Below are 17481 nucleotides of genomic sequence, written 5' to 3'. Positions count from 1 at the left end.
CGACCCCCGCGGCCGGTTCACGCACCTAGTCGGGTTGCCAGACGGAGTGCCCACCACGAGCGGCGCTGCCGCCGTGGGTTCTTTGGGACCTAGGAATATCGGGGCCTCGCGATCCGGAGGTCTTCGCATCGGTTATACAGGCGTCGCCCGAGTCCTTTGTGTTGCATGAGCCAGACCCCCGTTCCGTCGGGCATCGTTGCGTCCACGGTTCCCGCCGCCAACATCTCAGCATCCCGGTACACCTGGACCTGCTCGCCGGGATGAAGGCCGGCCCAATCGGTGACGAAACCGTCTTGCCGCGTGGGAGGGCCACCGTTTGCTCGCTCTTGCAAGTAGCAGGTGGGTTCGGGACTATTATCGCTTTCTGGCGAGTTCATATCGGTTCCTTCGGAAAATGGGGCCAGTGCGTAGTAGAAAGGACTGCAACAGCGTCGGTTGCGCTATTCAGTCGTCCTGACAATCACGGCAAGCGGGTTGCCATTGGGAGGACCTTGATGTGAATTCCGCTCACCGCCGCTGACGAAGACAGTGGTATGGCCTGTCAGGGAGGCAAGGAGAAAGCCGCCCATTGCCTTGGCGACGTGGTATCCCACCTGATCGTCGAGCATGGTGATCCGCCGGCCGTCCAGCTCGGCTGTTTCGGGCATGATCATCTTAGCCAGGGCGTAGACAACAGTTTTTGACGTCTCACCGACGTCGCATACTCGTCCTACGCCGGCGGATTCGAGGGCGCCGCCCACCGCGGAGGCGTCGATGATGGTCCGCATGGATCGGTGGCCGATGCGCAGTGGGCTGGAAGAGCCGGTGGAGTTGCCCAGCAACAGGACTTCGGCGTGGGTTTTCTCGCCCCCGGAGGAAGTCATGGCGACGTCCGAGTACACGGACCAATCCCTGCGGACCATCGAGTCGTGTACCTGATCGTCGGTTGCCTCGCCCAAGGCGAGAGCAACGCCGAGCGCGGATCCGTCGTTGGAGTAGCAGATGGCCCCCTCAGGTCCGATGGAGACATCTCTGGTGACAGTTTCATGGCCACGGGAGTTCGCATCCGCGATCGACTCGGTGGTCAGGGACGGGGCCTTGACAAGGACCAGATGGACATCGGACGGATCCGTCAGCCCGGCATCCTTCATGGCCGAGCTGACCGCAGACCGGACCTTTGAGATCTGGCCCATCCGCCCGACTTCCTCGGGGAGGATTTCCTCGGAGTGGGACAACCCGACGACGAGGCGCGGACTGCTGCTGCCGGGTTTAGGCGCGGGGTCGGCCGTCCGTGTGAAGAGGGCAACGTGGGGGGTGATCACCCCGGGACTGCCGCCGGAGAGCACGATGCAGACCCGGTCGGCGATCTCTGCCGGGTTGCATCCGGTCCGCTGGGCGAGGAGGGTCCGGATCGCCAGATCGGCTGTCTCCCGGCCGACGTCCCGGCCGAGGCCGGTCCCCTCGCTCTTGCCCACGACGGCGACGACGTCCGCGGGATCGATGGTTCCGGCGTCGAAGAGCTCGGCGATCTCCGAGACATCGGCGGGGGTTCGCATCTGGCATACGTGCACGTCAGTTCGCATCCGGGATCCTGTTCCTCAGTGTTGTGGTGCGCTCCCATTCGGACGCCTGTTCCAGCGCCGCGCCAAGCGCGAGTGCGATATCTTCCCTGAAAGGCGGCGCGACGATCTGGACGGAGATGGGCGCTCCCGACTGGGCCGTTGCGACGGGCACGGACAAGGACGGGAAGCCGAAGAGGCTGATGGCCCGGCTGGGGGCCAGCAAGTGGAAGTTTCCTACGTTGCCCCGCAGGTCCCGCGGGACGTCGACGCTCACCGGCAGGATGAGGGCCCGCTCCCCCATGAGCCACTGACGAAGCTTGGCGATAATCTGGCTCCGGTGTTCCCACAGCGCGGCCCGTTCGCCTCGGCCGGGTTCCGTCCGGCTTCCCAGCATGGCCCGAACGGGGGCACCAATGAGTCCTGGGCGTGCAGTATTGAGGGCGGCGATGGTGCTCATGGCGTCCGCGGCACGGAGCAGGTCATAGACCTGAAGCCCATCGTTGACCGCCTCGGGCAGGCCCTCCTGGACACGCGTTCCGGATGACATGAGTGCTTCGACCGCGAAAAGGACGGTTCGCACAACCTCGTGGTCCACCGGTACGTTTCCGATGTGGGTACCCCAGCGGACTTCGATGTCGCGCGGGTCCACTTCGCGGTAGTCTCCCAGCGGTTCATCGACGGCGATCGGGTCGATGCCGTCTGGACCGCTGATCACCGAAAGCACCGTGTGCATGTCATCGATGCTCCGGCCCAGCGGGCCGATGACCTGGACGGCGTCCTGGAAGGACAATGCCTCCACTCCCAGCGGATCTGCGCCGGGAAGGGTTGGCTGCTCCCCCGATCTGGGCACGCGTCCCACGGTTGGACGCAGACCGACGAGACCAGCACACTGCGCCGGCCAGCGGATCGAGCCGCCGTAGTCGCTGCCGAGGCCCACCAGTGACATTCCGGAGGCAATCGCGGCGGCTTCACCGCCGCTGGATCCTCCGGGCGTCCACTCTCCGAGCGGATTGAACGTCCTACCGAACAACCCGTTTGTCGTGTCCACGCCCAGGGCAAACTCCGGACAGTTGGACTTGCCCATCAGGATGGCACCTGCCGCACGCATTCTTGCCACGGCAGTTGCGTCGGCTCCCGCGCTCCAATCCTCGAGAGTCTTGGATCCGCAGGTCGTCGGCAGGTCTGCCGTCGCGAGCATGTCCTTCACGGTGAACGGGATGCCGGCAAGCGGGCGGCCTGTCCTGTCCGATGCAACAGCTTCTGCCAGGGCATCGGCGCCCCGGCTGCAGACCAGGGCATTGAGCGTGCCGTTGCGGTGTTCGATCCGGTCCACCGCATCCTTCACAAGGGCGTCATTCGCCAACTGGCCGGACCGCACCTGCGCGGTGAGATCCCGCAGGGTCACCGGGGTGGTGGTCACCCTCCAGTGCCAATCAGATCATCGAGATTTTCAAGGAGAGACGCATTGCCGTGATGGGCGATCTCATACAGAACAGCTTCCTTGTCGCCTGTCTCGATGCTTTCCAGCAGTTGGGCATGGCGCGGGTGCATGTCTTTGCGGTCACCAAACATCTGTTCACGGAATTTCAAGTTGTACCCCATGCAGAGTTCAAGCTGAAGGCGGAGTCCTTCGTAGGTGTCGATAAGCCGTTTGTGGCCCGGCAGGGAGACCAACGCCGCGTGGAAACGGCTATTGGCCTCGACCGCTGCTTCATCGTTCATTTCTTCGGCCGCGGCGCGCATGTCTTCGAGGGCATCGCGCATGGGCTGAAGCCGGTTCGGGTCCAAGACCGGCATGCCCAATTCCACGGCCATCCGCTCCAGCGCGAAGCGAAGCGAATAGATCTCCCGGACGTCTTCGGCCGTGATGGGGATGACGATGAAGCCTCGCCGGGGAAGGCTCTGGACCAACCCGTCCCGTTGAAGTATCCGCAAGGCCTCTCGCAGCGGCGGCCGGCTGACGCCGAACATTTCCGACAGCCGTTCCTCAACGAGCCGTTCCCCGGGCCGGAATTCGCCGGACACGATCAGGGCCCTCAACCGCTGGACGACGGCGTCGGCCATGGTCGGGACCAGGACTTTGCTCGTGCCGGGGACCGTTGCTTCAGCACTCATGGTGTCTCCTGATCGTGTGTCGGGTTCATAGTCCGCCATTGCTGGCCCTGTCCGGGTCCGGGTGGACGTGGACCGGACCGGTGATGATGCCGGCCTCAATCAGGCGGGTGATTTCCGACGTCGGGACGCCAAGTTCCCCCGCGATTTCCACCGTGTGTTCGCCCAGCATCGGTGCGGGGCGGCGCAGCCAGCCATCTTCGCTTCCCTGGACCTTGACAGCCTGGCCAAGCACTTTCATGGTACCCAGTTCCGGGTGCTCAACGGTTTGCACCATGCCCAAAGCCGCGGTAATCGGGTGATTAAGAGCTTGCTCCAGGTCCAGCACACGCCCGCAAGGGATGCCGGCGTCGTTGATGAGCGGGATCCACTCTTCCGCGCCCCGTGTTGCCAGTGCATCCTCGATGAGACGGCGGAGTTCGACGCGGTTGGCCATGCGGCCTGCGTTGTCGGCGAATCTGGTGTCCTCGGCCAAACCATCCAGGTTCAGCACCGTGCAGAGGCGCCGCCACATCTTCTCGTTGCCCGATGCGAGGGTCACCGAGGCATCCCGGGTCTTGAACGTCCCTTGCGGGAACATGATCGGGTGATCGTTGCCGTCACGTCCCGGGATGATTCCGAGGCTGAGATACTTCTGGGCTTGATAGGACATCAGCGTCAGCGTGGACTCCATCAGCGAGGATTCGACTACCGAGCCCGAGCCCGTCCGGTCGCGCTCGTGAAGGGCAGCCAGGACGCCGACAGCCGCGAAAACGCCCGTGGCTGAATCGCTGATGGCAATCCCGACGCGCAGCGGCCCGGTCTCTTGTGTCCCTGTCACACTCATGAGTCCCGACATCGCCTGTGCCGTCTGGTCGAATCCGGGAAGTGCGTCGCCTGGCGGCTTCGTGCCGAATCCACTGATGTTGACGTAGATCAACCGTGGATTGCGGGCCCGGAGCACCTCGGCGCCCAGCCCCATCTGTTCGGCCGTCCCCGGACGGAAGTTCTGGACGAAAACGTCGGCGTCATCGATGAGCCCCAGCAGGAGGTCCCGGCCTTCAGCCTGTCGGAGGTCCACGGCAAACGAACGCTTATTGCGGTTCGACGCCAGATAGTAGACGCTTTCATCACCGTGGAACGGGCCGGACTGGCGGGCCGGATCCCCTGTCGGGAGGGTCTCGACCTTAATGACGTCGGCCCCAAGGTCTGCAAGGAGCATCGTCAACGTCGGGCCCGAAAGGTAGCGAGTAAGGTCAATTACTTTCAAACCGTCAAGCGCGGCCATGAGCGGGGATCCTTCCGTCAGTGAATTTCGGGGTCCGGCCCATGAGAAATGCGTCGACTCCTTCGCGGAGATCGTTTCCCTCGTAGGCCTGGGCGTGCAGTTCCCGGATCAGTTCATGCCCATCCGTGACCGCTGGGTCGGCGGCGAGCGCCGTTATTTGTTTCGTGGCCCTGACAGTGACCTCTGAGCTTTCGACAATGTTCCATGCCAGGCGGGCGGTTTCAGCACTGAGTTCCCCGGCCTCGACGACCTTTTGGACAAGCCCCCAGGCCAAGGCCTGTTCCGCCGTGGCGAGGGCACCGCTGTAGACAAGGTATTTGAGGTTGGCGGCCCCGATGAGGCCGACGACGGCGCGTGTCTCGGTGAGCCCGAGGGTCACCCCGAGCCTGCCGATCGGAATGCCGAAACGGGAGCCGCTGCTGGCCAAGCGGATGTCGCAGGCGGTTGCGAGTTCGCATCCGCCGCCGACGGCCAAGCCCTCGATCATGGCGATCACCGGGAAGGGCACTGACTGGATCACATGCAGGGCCACGGCGATCGCAGCGTTGTACCGGTCTGCCGCGGCGGCCCCGAGGCGCTTTGCCGGGAACTCCGAGATGTCGGCGCCCGCACCAAAGGCTCGTCCCCCGGCACCCCTCACGATGACGACCCGTACAGCGGGGTCATCGCGTAGATCGGTGAAGACTGCGCCCAGGCGCTGCCAGCCAGCGAGGGTCAGGGCGTTGTGTTGGGCCGGGCGGGTGAGCGTGACCACGACGGCGGTCTTGTTCCCCAGCGCCAGTGTCTGGACTGCGATCATGTCCTCCACGGTGTCAGCCGAAGGCTCTGCGTCGAGGACGGCGAGCAGATCCTTTGCGCCTTCGATGACGGGCATCATCCGTTGTCCAATGGAACCCGGCGTCGGGACAGCTGGGACAAGGCGACCGCTACGAGCAGGGCACCGCCGTAGAAGAGCTGCTGGACGTAGGACTGGATCCCCATCAGCTGTAGCCCGGTGATTCCGGTGACCAGGAAGTACACGGCGATGGCGGTCCCCCACGGATTGAACCTGCCGGGCATGATGCTCGTCGCTCCTAGGAAGGCCGCTGCGAAAGCGGGAAGCAGGAGATTCGTGCCCGAGGTGGGATCAGCGCCGCCTGAGGTTCCGGCGTAAAGGACTCCCGCAACTGCAGCCAGGGTCGAGGACCCCATCAGCGCGCCAACCCGTACCCGTCCGACGCGGACGCCGCTGAGCTTGGAGACATTCCGGCCGCGCCCAACGAAGAGCAGGCGGCGTCCGATGGAGGTGTATTCCATGATCCACCAGAGCAGGGCGCACAGGCCGATCGCGTAAAAGAAAGCCAAGGAAATGCCGCCAAAGCGTTTGACGATGACCCAGTCCACCAGCGTGTGGGAGATTCCCGAAATGGTTGCGGAGTTGCTGACCCAGAGGGTAATTCCGCCAAGCAAAGTACCCATGCCGAGGGTGACGATCAGGGATTCAATCCCGAAGAAGACCATGATGACGCCGTTGAGGAAACCTACCAGCAGTCCCATCGCCAGGGCAGCCAGGATTGCAGCCCAGATGGGCCAGCCGTATTGGACGTTCAAGATGGCGATCATCATGGCCGACAGCGTGAGCACCGCACCGACCGAAAGATCGTAGTCGCCGGCGGTGAGGGGAACGATCAAGGCCAATGTCAGGACCAGGAGGACAGCTTGGGAGCCGAACATCGTCTGGAACGTCGCCGGAGTCAGGAAGACATGGGGGTTTGCGATGCCGAAACCTATGATCAGCAGTAGCCACGCACCGGGCAGTGCGATGCGCTGAACCAGGCTGAGCCGACCCCCGCCTTTGAGAAGGGTCATGAGGCCTCCGCCGGTTGGGCTTCCTGGTCCACTGCGTACGACTGCTCCGAGATCTCTTCCTTGTTCACGTGGGTTCCGGTCAATTCCGCCACGATCCGTCCCTGCCTGAATACCAGGACGCGGTCGCAGATCAATGCCAGTTGTTCGTGGTCGCTGCTCGCGCATAATACAGCCATCCCTTCTGCGGTCGCTGACCGCAATACGCTGAAAATTTCTTCGCGGGCGCCGACGTCGACGCCCTGTGTCGGCTCATGGACCATCAGCAGTGACGGTCTGGTCTGTAGCCATTTGGCCATGAGCACCTTCTGCTGGTTGCCGCCGGACAGGCTTGAGCACGGCAGGGTCGGATCATTGGGCCGTACTTGGAAGGCGGAAAGGACCTTCCTGGCCTCCTCGCGCATGCGGGAGCGGCGCAGGAAGGGGCCCTTCTGGAATTGGTCCATGGTCTGCATGCTGACGTTGTCCAGGACCGAGAGGGAAAGAATCGCCCCGTCCCGAGGCCGGTCGGCCGGAACAAGCGCCATGCCTGACCGGAAAGCGCTGGTCGGGTTTTGGCCCCGCAAACGCGTAACCGATCCGTTCAAGGCCAGGGTCCCGGTCTCGGCTTTGGCCGCGCCGAACAGAATGTAGGGAAGATCCTCGAAGCCGGACCCCGACAGACCTGTCACCCCGAGGATTTCTCCCTCATGAACGGCGAAGGATGCCTCGGCGACGAGGCCACCCTTGAGCCCGTCAATGACCGCGACTGGCTTGGTGGCCGCGATTTGGGCGGCACTGCGGTGAGACACGGCCTCGAGTTCGTGGCCTACGATCAACTTGACCAACTCTTCGCGGCTGGTCTGCTCCGTCGCGCCGTTGCCAACAACGCGGCCGTCCCGGAATACGGTGAACCGGTTCGTAAGGCGTTTCACTTCTTCGAGGTCGTGGGAGACAAACAACACCCCGGCCCCGCCTGCGGCGACGTTGCGAGTCAGATCGAAGAGCATCTCCGTGTCGTCCTGCGGCAGGAACACCGTGGGTTCATCAAGGACCAGAAGACCGTTGCGGGGCGCACCGGAGACGGCCCGGACAATTGCCAGCAGCGCCCGTTCGACAGGCCGAAGCGTGCTGACCAGGGCGGACGGATCAAGCTCGACCTTGTATTTCCTGAACAGCTCATTGGCGGTCCGGCGCCAGGACCTCCAGCGGATGCCCGCAGAGTTCCCAGTAGAGATCTCATCGAGAAACAGATTCTCGAGAACGCTCAGACTGGAGATGAGACCTAGATCCTGGTGGACAAACCTCATCCCCAGCGCCTTGTAGTCTCCCGGGGCAAGCGGAAGCCTGACTTCGCTTCCGTTCACCAGCAAACGGCCACCGGCATCCGGTTCGTGGAACCCGGCGAGCACCTTGATAAGCGTGGATTTCCCGGAACCGTTCTGACCCAGAAGCCCGTGGATCTCGCCGGCGTTGACCGTGAGGTCGACCCCCTGCAGGGCCTTGACTCCGCCGAAGGTCTTGGCGAGATTGCTGATCTGTAGAACGGCTGACATTACTTCACGCCCCAGAGGGTCTTGTATCCGTCCTGGAACTTCGCCGGATCCCCGTAGCCATCCTTCTGGTTCGCGGGTGTTCCCGTCTCATTGACGTTGTTTGCGTCGAAGAGCCGCAACGGAGTCTTTTCACTGGCAAGCGGAGCCGTCCCGGTGAGGACACGAAGGACCTGGTCCATGTTGGCCCATCCCAGCCACTCGAGGGGTTCGCCGATCTCGGCTGCGACCAGGTTCTTCGCCTGGATCATGCTCAGTACCGAAGCTGTTCCGTTGTAGGCAACAATTTTGACGCTATCCGTCTTACCCGCCTGGGTGATGCCAGTGCCAAGCAACGGAGTCATTCCGTCGAACACCGGGACAACGTAGTTGATCGTCGGATCGCTGAGCAGGGCAGCCTGGACCTGGGTGGGGACGTCGGTCGCCCAGTTCGAAATCGGGATGTTCACGACCTTGGCCTTGCAACTGTCGGGGCAACGGGCTTTCAATTCATCGCTGAACGCGGACGCTATACCCGCGCTGGGCTGGACTTCATTGGACGCCACAAAGTAGGCATTCACGTGACCACCGGACTGCGCAATCGCATAGTCGGCCATCAGTGTCCCCGCGCGGTAGTGATGGGCGTCCACGAACGCCGTCACATCAGGAAGATCCTTCTTTGCAGAACCGATGTAAGACTCGTCGTAGAGGTGAGTGCTGATGACGGGAATCCCTGCCGCCTTAGCCGCAGCAATCTGCGGTCCGAGCAGCTTCGGGTCAGGCGAGCCTTCCAGCACGATCGCATCGACCTTTTGGGCGATGGCGCTGTCCATTCCCTGGATCCATTGCGACACCTGTCCCTGGTTGGTGAACTGAACCACCTTCACTCCGGCAGCCTTGCCCGCGTCTCCCATCGCTGCGTCAACAATCTGGTTGAACGGAACAGTGCTGTTCAAGCTGATGTTGGCCACGACTTTCCCCTTGGCCTTGGAAGCATCGAAAGCCGGACCCGGTGGGGAAAACGACGGGGCCGCCTGAGCCTGGTCGATGACGGCCTTCACCGCGGTGGTATCGATGGCAGGGTTCTGCGTACCGGACGTGGCCGTACTGGCGCCCTCGGAACAGCCTGCCAGTGCCACGAGCGTCATGGCGGCCAGGGAAAGTGTTAGTGCCCTGAATCGGGTGGTGCGCGTCATCGCAGTTCCTTCAGTGTGTGTTCGGGCAGCGGGGCGGCCAGCCATGCTGCGTGATATGCATCACCCTACTCCGTCTTTTGACTACTGTATACAATTTTCCATGAATACTTTGCGCCGCAGTACACCCTCAAGGCTTCAGCGCGCGAACGGCCCCGCCACAGGATCGGCACAGCACCGGGTCACCGGCGCGGCGGGAACCGGCGCACGAACTCCGCGAGGTCTTAGCAAGATTGGGCCAGTGCCTGTTCCAACCGGAGGGGACCATTCGACACGTGGGTCGCCCGTTACTCGGACGTCCCCGGGATCAGGTCGGTAGTCCTCCCATGCCTTCGACCGGTTCGTCAACCGGGCGAAGCTCCACACGGCCGACGGTAGTGCCCGCCGAGTACGAGGCCCGCCAGGCATCGAATGCTGCTGCGGGCGCGGGGCGGCAGAAATAGAACCCCTGGGCAACGTCGCAGTCGAACGTCATCAGATCCGAAAGTATCTCGGCGGTCTCGACGCCCTCGGCGAGGACGGTCAGTCCGAGGCTATGGCCCAGGTCGATGACGCTGCGCGCAATCAGGGCGTCGCTGGGCTGCGTTGTCATATTCATGATGAACGATTTGTCGATCTTGATCTCGGTGACGGGCAGGTTCTTGAGCTGTCCCAGACTGGTATACCCTGCGCCGAAGTCGTCAATGGAGAGCCGGACGCCCATCAATGCGAGCGTTTCGAGCAGCCGCTGGGCCCGTGCAGGTTCAGCCATTAGCGCGCTCTCGGTGATCTCAAGCTCGAGCAGTTCGGGCGGTACCCCGTGTATTGCGAGCAGATCGGCAACGTGCTCGGGCAGGCTGTCATCGAGCAGGCTGCGGGCCGACAGATTGACCGATAAAGGCAAAGGACGCCCGTCGTCCATCCAGGCCCGGGCCTGTGCGAGGGCGGAGTCCAGCACGTGGCTGGTCAGGGGTCCAATCAAGCCGGTGTGTTCGGCGAGCGGAATAAAGCCGTCCGGGAAGATGAGTCCTATCTCGGGGTGTTGCCACCGGACCAAGGCTTCGGCTCCGATGATTTCCCCATCGCCGAGGCTGATCTTGGGCTGGTAGTCAAGCACGAGCTGGTTCGCGGTCAGAGCGCGACGCAGGTCTCCGAGCAGGGCCAGCCTGGCCGGGCTGTGCCCGTCCGTGCTCGGATCGTAGGCGAAAACGCCGAGGTTCTGGGCCTTGGCGACATACATCGCGACGTCTGCCCGCTGCAGCAGCGTCGTCGGGTCTGTCCCGTGCTCCCCGGAGAGCACCACCCCGACGCTGGCTTCGACATCGAGGGCAACGCCGTCGATCAGGAACGGCGTCTCTAATGCGTCCCGCAACTTGGCGCCGACGTCCGTGGCCGCCAGGACATCAGTGACGTCCGGGAGCAGGACGGCGAACTCGTCCCCGCCGAGTCGGGCAATCGTGTCGCCTCCCGTCAGCACCGAGCGCAGCCGTGCGCCGACCTGTTTCAGCAACTCGTCGCCGTAGTGGTGGCCGAACGTGTCGTTGATCTCCTTGAATCTGTCCATATCGATCAGCAAGAGCCCCGCGGTCTTGCCGGTGTGCCGGGCCGCAGCCAGCGCCCGCCTGCAACGCTCGAAGAGCAACGTACGGTTCGGCAGCCCAGTCAGCGCATCGTGTAGTGAGCGGTGCAACGCCCGACGCCGTTCCTCGTCCAGGAGCCGGCGATGACCCCGCGTGACCGAGGCCGTCGCCAAGGCCAGCAGCAGCCCCAGCAGGAAAACCCACGGGGTCAGCCAGCCCTGAAGCTCCTCCAGATGCCGGAGCTGAGTCAGTTGGGACAACGAAGTCTCATGGTGGCTACCGTCCGCCGAATGAACAGCCTCCGCAATAGCAACGAACTTGGGGTCGACCTCATTGGAGTCGATTTTGAGGGCAAGCGAAGTATCCCGTCTATCGACGGCGTCGAACAGGCGGCTGATCGACGAGCGATAGTCCTGATGCGCCGCACTTACCCGCGACGCCTGCTCCCGGTCGCCCTGGTCCCCGTTCCGGGCCACGAGATCGAGCGCTTTCTTGAGATCAGCGGAGGCTGCGTCGTAATCGGCCCGCACGCCCGGACCGGGCTCAAGACGGTACTTTCGCTCAAGTGATTCCTCCGCCGTGACTGCGCGATCGGCCTGGTCATAGTAATCAGACAGCTTGCTCGCGAGATCAGCCGAACGGGCCGCCGAGGATGTGGACTGGGAGGACCAGACGGCAAAGAGGGCGACGCCGAGCAGCACCAGCACGAGCACCAAGGAGGCCACCCGGCTGCGCCTAGCAGTGCGGACATCGGCGTCGGACTGTACCGCGAGGTATTCGGGGTCGTTTTCAGCCGGCTGCGTCGCCGCCGGTTCGGCGCGGCTCCGGTCCGCTGGCTTACGTGTAGCTGTCTTGTCAATCATTTGGTCCCCCCAGTGGGTCACACGCCGCGGTTCAAACGTGGGCGTGGACATAACCAATGTTGAAGTCCCGCCAGCCTACGGCATACGTGACGAACCGGCGGCTGAACCGGGGTCAGATCCAGCCAATCACGCCGGCTGCGGAACGATCCGAATGTAAGGCTTGGGCTCCTTCCAATCGCCAAAGATCTCCCGGGCCTCGCTGTTCGGGACGGAGCCGGCGATGATGACGTCCTCCCCTTGCTTCCAGTTGACCGGCGTCGCCACCCGGTGCTTCGCCGTGAGCTGAAGCGAGTCGATCACGCGAAGCACTTCGTCGAAGTTGCGTCCGGTCGTCATGGGGTAGACGAGGATCAGCTTGATTTTCTTGTCCGGCCCGATGACGAACACGTTGCGGACTGTCTGGTTGTCCGCGGGCGTGCGTGTCTTGGCATCCCCGGACGTCGCTGCCGGGAGCATGCCGTAAAGTTTCGCCACGGTGTAGTCCTCGTCGCCGATCACGGGGTAATTGGGGCGAGTTCCCTGCGTTTCTTCGATATCGGTGGCCCACCGCTCGTGATCAGCTGTCGAGTCCACGGACAAGCCGATGATCTTGACCCCGCGTCTGTCGAACTCGGGCTTGATCTTGGCCATATAGCCGAGCTCGGTCGTGCAGACCGGGGTGAAGTCTTTCGGGTGCGAGAACAGCACTCCCCATGCGTCTCCGAGCCAGCCATGGAAGCGGATGTCTCCAGCGGTAGTCTTGGCGGAGAAATCGGGTGCGATCTCACCGAGTTGCAGTCCCATCATGTCCTCCTGGGCGTTGAGATGTGATGACGGAGCCAATTGGCTCGCCGTCACTTCCGACAGTAAGGCGACCCTGTTCCCCGACCGTTCCCCCGGCTACCATGAGGGCATGGAGACGTGCGCCGTCGTCATGCTGGGCGCGTTCCGTGTCGTGGTTGACGGCCGGGCGGTTCCAGGGGACGCGTGGAAACGCACCAAGGCCGCCGGGCTTGTAAAGATCCTCGCCCTCGCGGAAGGGCACCGGCTGCACAGAGACGTCGTAGCCGATCTGCTCTGGCCCGATCTCGGCGCACAAGCTGCTGCTTCGAACTTACGCAAGGCAATGCATTTCGCGCGCGCTGCGCTCGGCTCGTCCGACGCCGTGCAGGCGCACGGGGACCTGCTGGTTTTACTGCCCGACGCCGAGGTCTCCATTGACGCGGAGCGGTTCGAAGCGGGCGGGCGCGCCGCGCTCGCGTCTTCAGCAGGGGCGGCCGAGGTGCTCGCCCTGTATCGAGGCGACCTGCTTCCTGATGATCGATTCGCCGCGTGGGCCGAGGACCCCCGCGATCGGCTGCACACGCTGTACCTGAGTCTGCTCAAAGCCGCAGCTCGGTGGGACGACGTGGTAAAGGCCGAGCCAACGGACGAGGACGCCCACCGCGCGATCATGGTTCGCGCGCTCGACGCCGGCGATCGCCAAGGCGCGATCCGCCAGTTCGAGCGACTCTGTCGGCAGTTGCGCGCCGACTTGGGCGTCGGCCCAGGGGCGGCGACGGTGGCAGTCTACGAGAAGGCCATCGCCGAGGACAGCCATCGTGCGGAGAATCGCACGCGGGCCACGTTGGCGCGAGCACTCATCGCCTTGAACAGCGGCGACCTCATCGAAGCCACTTCATACGCCCGGCGTGCACGGGAGCTGGCCATGGAAGCCAACCTGGGCCGAGAGATCGGCGAGACCAGCGCGGTGCTGGCGATCGCGGCGAACATGCAGAACCGCTGGCCCGAGGTGTTCGAGGACGAGTTCGTGGAGTTCACCCGACACGACTCTGTGCGCTCAGGCTATATTCTCGACGCACAGCTGTGCCTCGCTGAGTTCTGCCTGTGCGGGCCGGACGGGCATCGGAACATTGTGCGGCGAGTAGTGCGTCTACGCACGATCGCCGAGCGAGCGGGCTCGGTGCGTGGCCAGGCCATCGCCGACCTGTTGCTTGGGGAGGCGGCCCTGTTTTCCGGTGAACTCGGCGACGCCCGCAGCCTGCTCCAGTCCGCGCTTGAGCTGCACCGGCGGGCCGGGGCCCGCGCCGGCGAGATCGTGACCCTGCAACGACTGGCTGAGGTTGACCTCGCGCAGGATCGGCCCGAGGAGGCCGCCCGGGCAGCCAGTCGCACCTTGCCTGCCGCCGCTTCCACATGGCTTGAGCCACACCTCGTTGTACGCCTATACGAAGTGCTCGCTGAGGCCGCCAGATCTCCGATGCAAGCGGTCCACATCATCGAGCGAGCCGACGCCGCTCTGGCCGGTAGGAGCGTCTGCCCGCCGTGCTCGATGGGTTACCAAGTGGCCGCAGCGAGGATTTACGCTCTGGCAGGGAAGCTGGACGCCGCCCGCCGTCGGCTCGCTAAAGCCGAACAGCTCGCTGGCATGTGGCCTGGCGGCCCATGGCACGCCGCACTCTGGGAAGCACGAGCCATCCTGCGCCGCGCAGAGGGTCACGAGAATCAAGCCATCGCCCTGTTTCGGGAGGCGGCAGATAGTTTCGCCGAACTCGGCAGGCGCCAAGACGAGCAACGCTGCCTGGCCCGAGCAGCACAGAGATCGCTAATGACGAGCGGAGAGTCTCTTGCCGGCTAGGCGGTCCCCTATATGCCAGCACCTTGGGTAAGAAGTCGAAAAAGATGGCAGACGAATGCGCGCATGGTGCCACCGAGCCCACGCAGGGGCATCGGAGGAGCTTCGGGCAGCGCAGAAACAGTTGAAGTTGCTGCAGTTCGCCGTTCCAGGCGGCGGTCGTTGGTTACGGGCTTTGCACCTGTTGTGGCCGGACAGTTTCAGGCTCCATCGGTTCTCCTTATGGCTATGGGTTTCCCGGGCGGTGCTTTGTTTATCCCAGCGTGGAGAGGGCCGCAGGGGCACACTCGATCCTGACCAGCATGTTCGCGTCAACGGATTTCACTTCACCGTCGATCTGGTAGGCGAGGGGTTTGAGGGTGGTGAACGAGTAGCTGCTCACGCTGGGCTGGCCCCCCAGACCCGTCGTGGCGGCCCGCAGCGCCGTCAAGAGCACCCGCCACTTTGCCATGTGGGCAAAGACGATCACTTCGAATTTTCCGTCTGAGAGCTTCTCGTCCGCGTCGCTGAGCGTCGCGTATTTCGCCATCTCCGCAATGTTGGCGAGCACGAGGCTGTCCAAGCTGCGGCGCTTGCCGTCGGCCTGGCGTATTTCGAAGGGCTCAAGCTTCGAGAAGGTCCGCATCACCGAGACCATTTCCTTAAGGGCCCCCTTGCCGCCCTTTTCCAGGTCCATGGCCACCACCGGCGTCAGCCCAAAACCGACATACGAGTGCGCGTACTCCCCGGGCGAGTCCGGCCCCTCGCCCGTGTGGACGCGCAGCAAATCGATGCTCCGCACCGTGCCGCCGGCGATCGCTTCCCCTAGCGGCTGGGTGCCGGTGCTTCGCCGGTGATCATTGGCATTTCCCGCCCCCAGCACCGCACACACGGCCCTGGGATTGCCGCCTTGCATCACTCCGTTGACGACCTCGTTATAGCCACCGTCACCGCTGACAGAGACTACCAGCACGTCCCCGCCACCGCGGACAGCATCCCGAGCCAGCTCGACGGCATGACCGGCATGACCGGTCGGCTGGAGCCTGATGTCCACCGCGTAGCTGAGGATATCCTCCAGTTCGCCGTGGAGACGCTCAGCCAGCTTGCGTGCGTCACCGGTGCTGTTGGGATTGAAAATGATGACGATTGATTCAAAGATCCTTGCAGAACTCATTGCCGCTCCAGATATTTACTCGTGATGCCCGAAAATCCTGCGCCCCGGCCGCATCGCCACCGGAACATCGAAAACCCATTCTCCACTGCGCCTCCGACGAAGGGGCCGGGAGCGAGTAACAGGGTCTCAGCCCCCGCTATGTCCCGGTGACTGTGGTCCAGATGCCGACAGCGCCGGCTACCACCATGATCCCGGTCGTGGTCCAGCCGAGGGTGGCGGCGAGTTTTCCGTTGCGGTAGTTGCCCATGAGGTCTTTGTCCCTCGAGATGAGCATGGTGACAAAAAGGAACGGGGCGGCTGCGATCCCGTTGATGATGGCACTCAAAACCAACAGTCCGATGGGGTCGGAGTCGAAGAGGCTAATGATGACACCGCCAATGGTTCCCACACCGAGCAGCACATAGAACGTGCGTGCCTGACTGGGACGCCGATCAAAACCCCAGTTCTTGCCGAGCAGGCCAGCCAGGCCAGCGGAGCCCGAGGCCGCCAGGACCGGGACCGCGAGGATCCCTGAACCGACGAACCCGGCGGCGAAGAGGAATTTGGCAGCGGGACCGGCGATGGGCTCCAGGGCCTTGGCGGCGTCGGCGGCGGTCTTGATGTCTGTGCCGTTCTTTCCCAGGGTCGCCGCGGTGGCCGCAATGATGGCGAACATGACCAGGACGGAGAAGAACATGCCGATGAACACGTCCGCGCGGGCGTTTCGGAGCTTGCGCTGAGCGCCGGCCGGTGAGTTGTCGTCAAGCCCGACGGCGTGATCCCCTCCGAGGTCATCCTCCCGGAGCTCCTCGATCCGGTGCGCGCTTTGCCAAAAAAACAGGTACGGGGAGATCGTGGTTCCCAGGACCGCGACGATCAGGCCCAAGTAATCCCAGCTGAACCGGAATTGCAGACCCAACAGGCCTGCCACAACGTCGCCCCAGTCCACCTTGGCCACGAATAGCACCGCGACGTAAGCCAGGAGTGCCAAGCAGAGCCACTTGAAAACCTTCGCGATGATGGCGAAGCCGCCGGCGACAAGGACGAGGGCGATGCCGACTCCGGCGATCGCGCTCCACAGCTGAGCCGGGCCCGCGCCGAACAGTTCCATGCCCTGCCCGATCGCCATCAGGTCCGCCGCAGCGTTCAAAGTATTGGCCCCCAGCAGCGCCACGATGAGGATTGCGATCACCACCCGCGGTTTGCGGGAGAACTTCCGGCGAGCTAGCTTGCCCAAGCTGTCTCCGGTGGCCAAGGCCGTGCGGTCGCAGATTTCCTGGACCACCATCATCATCGGCAAAGTCACCGGTGCGGTCCAGAGCATTCCGTTGGAGAAGGTTGCTCCAACCTGGGCGTAGGTCGCGATTCCGGAGGGGTCATCATCGGCTGCGCCTGTGACCAGGCCCGGACCGAGCAACCCAAGGAATCGCCGGACGGGCGAGCGTTTCGCGCCCGAAGGACCCTGATCCCCGCCGGAAGAATTTTCCGGCTTGGAGTCGCTCGCTGGGGCCTCGCGGGATTCAGGTTCAGTGGAATCCACAGCACTCATTTTGTTCTCCTGCTCTTCGCCTATACTGATTGCTAAGCATGCTTATTATCCCCAGTCATTGATTAGCTTAGGGCAAAAGGCCTTCGATGTTTACAGAAGCAGCCTCGATCGCCGGCCGGACTCTGCGACGGAGACCCATGGTGTCCCGCAAATTTCGAGCAGTCGCTGCGGATGTTCCGCGCTCTTGCAGAAACGTTTCGGGCGGGTTAACTGACCCCATGAGACCGTTCCGGCCATCGCGGCAACCGTCTCTGGTTCCGTTGGCGGCGCAGCCGCTGTGGATTCCATCAGGTGC

Annotated in this window: 13 protein-coding genes; 1 reads left to right on the top strand and 12 read right to left on the bottom strand. The window is 63.5% G+C overall.

Features of this window, described 5'->3' with window-relative positions; translation table 11 throughout:
- Positions 1 to 440: 440 nt before the first annotated feature.
- The 10 genes from LFT43_RS09570 to LFT43_RS09525 all read right to left on the bottom strand — a co-directional run bounded on the left by LFT43_RS09570 (position 441) and on the right by LFT43_RS09525 (position 12674).
- A complete protein-coding gene (locus tag LFT43_RS09570; protein ID WP_395802638.1) occupies positions 441 to 1562 on the bottom strand; it encodes a ring-opening amidohydrolase in 1122 nt (373 codons plus the stop codon).
- Positions 1552 to 2961 (bottom strand): amidase, encoded by a 1410-nt coding sequence (locus LFT43_RS09565; RefSeq protein WP_395802636.1) that lies wholly within the window; start codon positions 2959 to 2961, stop codon positions 1552 to 1554. The genes LFT43_RS09570 and LFT43_RS09565 overlap by 11 nt, the downstream gene beginning before the upstream one ends.
- On the bottom strand, positions 2958 to 3656 hold the full coding sequence (locus tag LFT43_RS09560) for a GntR family transcriptional regulator (RefSeq protein ID WP_395802634.1): 699 nt from the start codon (positions 3654 to 3656) through the stop codon (positions 2958 to 2960). The genes LFT43_RS09565 and LFT43_RS09560 overlap by 4 nt, the downstream gene beginning before the upstream one ends.
- Before the next feature lie 25 nt (positions 3657 to 3681).
- The gene (locus LFT43_RS09555) at positions 3682 to 4920 is read right to left on the bottom strand and encodes a CaiB/BaiF CoA transferase family protein (protein ID WP_395802632.1); all 1239 of its coding nucleotides are present in this window, start codon (positions 4918 to 4920) and stop codon (positions 3682 to 3684) included.
- The gene (locus LFT43_RS09550; protein WP_395802630.1) at positions 4907 to 5797 is read right to left on the bottom strand and encodes an enoyl-CoA hydratase/isomerase family protein; all 891 of its coding nucleotides are present in this window, start codon (positions 5795 to 5797) and stop codon (positions 4907 to 4909) included. The genes LFT43_RS09555 and LFT43_RS09550 overlap by 14 nt, the downstream gene beginning before the upstream one ends.
- A complete protein-coding gene (locus LFT43_RS09545) occupies positions 5794 to 6768 on the bottom strand; it encodes an ABC transporter permease (RefSeq protein ID WP_268021816.1) in 975 nt (324 codons plus the stop codon). The genes LFT43_RS09550 and LFT43_RS09545 overlap by 4 nt, the downstream gene beginning before the upstream one ends.
- On the bottom strand, positions 6765 to 8300 hold the full coding sequence (locus tag LFT43_RS09540) for a sugar ABC transporter ATP-binding protein (protein ID WP_395802628.1): 1536 nt from the start codon (positions 8298 to 8300) through the stop codon (positions 6765 to 6767). Before LFT43_RS09540 ends, LFT43_RS09545 begins: the two co-directional genes overlap by 4 nt.
- On the bottom strand, positions 8300 to 9472 hold the full coding sequence (locus LFT43_RS09535) for a sugar ABC transporter substrate-binding protein (RefSeq protein WP_395802626.1): 1173 nt from the start codon (positions 9470 to 9472) through the stop codon (positions 8300 to 8302). The genes LFT43_RS09540 and LFT43_RS09535 overlap by 1 nt, the downstream gene beginning before the upstream one ends.
- Before the next feature lie 304 nt (positions 9473 to 9776).
- A complete protein-coding gene (locus LFT43_RS09530) occupies positions 9777 to 11891 on the bottom strand; it encodes a putative bifunctional diguanylate cyclase/phosphodiesterase (protein WP_395802624.1) in 2115 nt (704 codons plus the stop codon).
- A gap of 126 nt (positions 11892 to 12017) precedes the next feature.
- On the bottom strand, positions 12018 to 12674 hold the full coding sequence (locus LFT43_RS09525; RefSeq protein WP_395802622.1) for a peroxiredoxin: 657 nt from the start codon (positions 12672 to 12674) through the stop codon (positions 12018 to 12020).
- Here LFT43_RS09525 and LFT43_RS09520 point away from each other — a divergent pair.
- Positions 12613 to 14508: a BTAD domain-containing putative transcriptional regulator gene (locus tag LFT43_RS09520; protein WP_395802620.1), complete on the top strand. Its 1896-nt coding sequence runs from the start codon at positions 12613 to 12615 to the stop codon at positions 14506 to 14508. The genes LFT43_RS09525 and LFT43_RS09520 overlap by 62 nt on opposite strands.
- Before the next feature lie 250 nt (positions 14509 to 14758).
- On the opposite strand, the gene LFT43_RS09515 is transcribed toward LFT43_RS09520, so the two are convergent.
- Positions 14759 to 15658, bottom strand: a complete 900-nt coding sequence (locus LFT43_RS09515) for a diacylglycerol/lipid kinase family protein (protein ID WP_395802618.1) — start codon at positions 15656 to 15658, stop codon at positions 14759 to 14761.
- Between the two features lie 136 nt (positions 15659 to 15794).
- On the bottom strand, positions 15795 to 17186 hold the full coding sequence (locus LFT43_RS09510) for an Nramp family divalent metal transporter (RefSeq protein WP_395802616.1): 1392 nt from the start codon (positions 17184 to 17186) through the stop codon (positions 15795 to 15797).
- Between the last annotated feature and the right edge of the window lie 295 nt (positions 17187 to 17481).

The organism is Arthrobacter sp. FW306-04-A (genome assembly GCF_044358315.1).
In the GTDB taxonomy this organism is placed as follows: Bacteria; Actinomycetota; Actinomycetes; order Actinomycetales; family Micrococcaceae; genus Arthrobacter.
The sequence above is the reverse complement of the archived record's forward strand: the minus strand, read 5'-3'. Positions and strand labels throughout refer to the sequence as shown.

What these genes read in the sequence shown, in the direction of transcription:
- LFT43_RS09520 (WP_395802620.1), top strand. Translation starts at nt 12,613, where the DNA reads ATGTCTCCAGCGGTAGTCTTGGCGGAGAAATCGGGTGCGATCTCACCG.
- LFT43_RS09525 (WP_395802622.1), bottom strand. Translation starts at nt 12,674, where the DNA reads ATGGGACTGCAACTCGGTGAGATCGCACCCGATTTCTCCGCCAAGACT.
- LFT43_RS09540 (WP_395802628.1), bottom strand. Translation starts at nt 8,300, where the DNA reads ATGTCAGCCGTTCTACAGATCAGCAATCTCGCCAAGACCTTCGGCGGA.
- LFT43_RS09550 (WP_395802630.1), bottom strand. Translation starts at nt 5,797, where the DNA reads ATGATGCCCGTCATCGAAGGCGCAAAGGATCTGCTCGCCGTCCTCGAC.
- LFT43_RS09510 (WP_395802616.1), bottom strand. Translation starts at nt 17,186, where the DNA reads ATGAGTGCTGTGGATTCCACTGAACCTGAATCCCGCGAGGCCCCAGCG.
- LFT43_RS09560 (WP_395802634.1), bottom strand. Translation starts at nt 3,656, where the DNA reads ATGAGTGCTGAAGCAACGGTCCCCGGCACGAGCAAAGTCCTGGTCCCG.
- LFT43_RS09515 (WP_395802618.1), bottom strand. Translation starts at nt 15,658, where the DNA reads ATGAGTTCTGCAAGGATCTTTGAATCAATCGTCATCATTTTCAATCCC.
- LFT43_RS09570 (WP_395802638.1), bottom strand. Translation starts at nt 1,562, where the DNA reads ATGCGAACTGACGTGCACGTATGCCAGATGCGAACCCCCGCCGATGTC.
- LFT43_RS09530 (WP_395802624.1), bottom strand. Translation starts at nt 11,891, where the DNA reads ATGATTGACAAGACAGCTACACGTAAGCCAGCGGACCGGAGCCGCGCC.
- LFT43_RS09535 (WP_395802626.1), bottom strand. Translation starts at nt 9,472, where the DNA reads ATGACGCGCACCACCCGATTCAGGGCACTAACACTTTCCCTGGCCGCC.
- LFT43_RS09545 (WP_268021816.1), bottom strand. Translation starts at nt 6,768, where the DNA reads ATGACCCTTCTCAAAGGCGGGGGTCGGCTCAGCCTGGTTCAGCGCATC.
- LFT43_RS09555 (WP_395802632.1), bottom strand. Translation starts at nt 4,920, where the DNA reads ATGGCCGCGCTTGACGGTTTGAAAGTAATTGACCTTACTCGCTACCTT.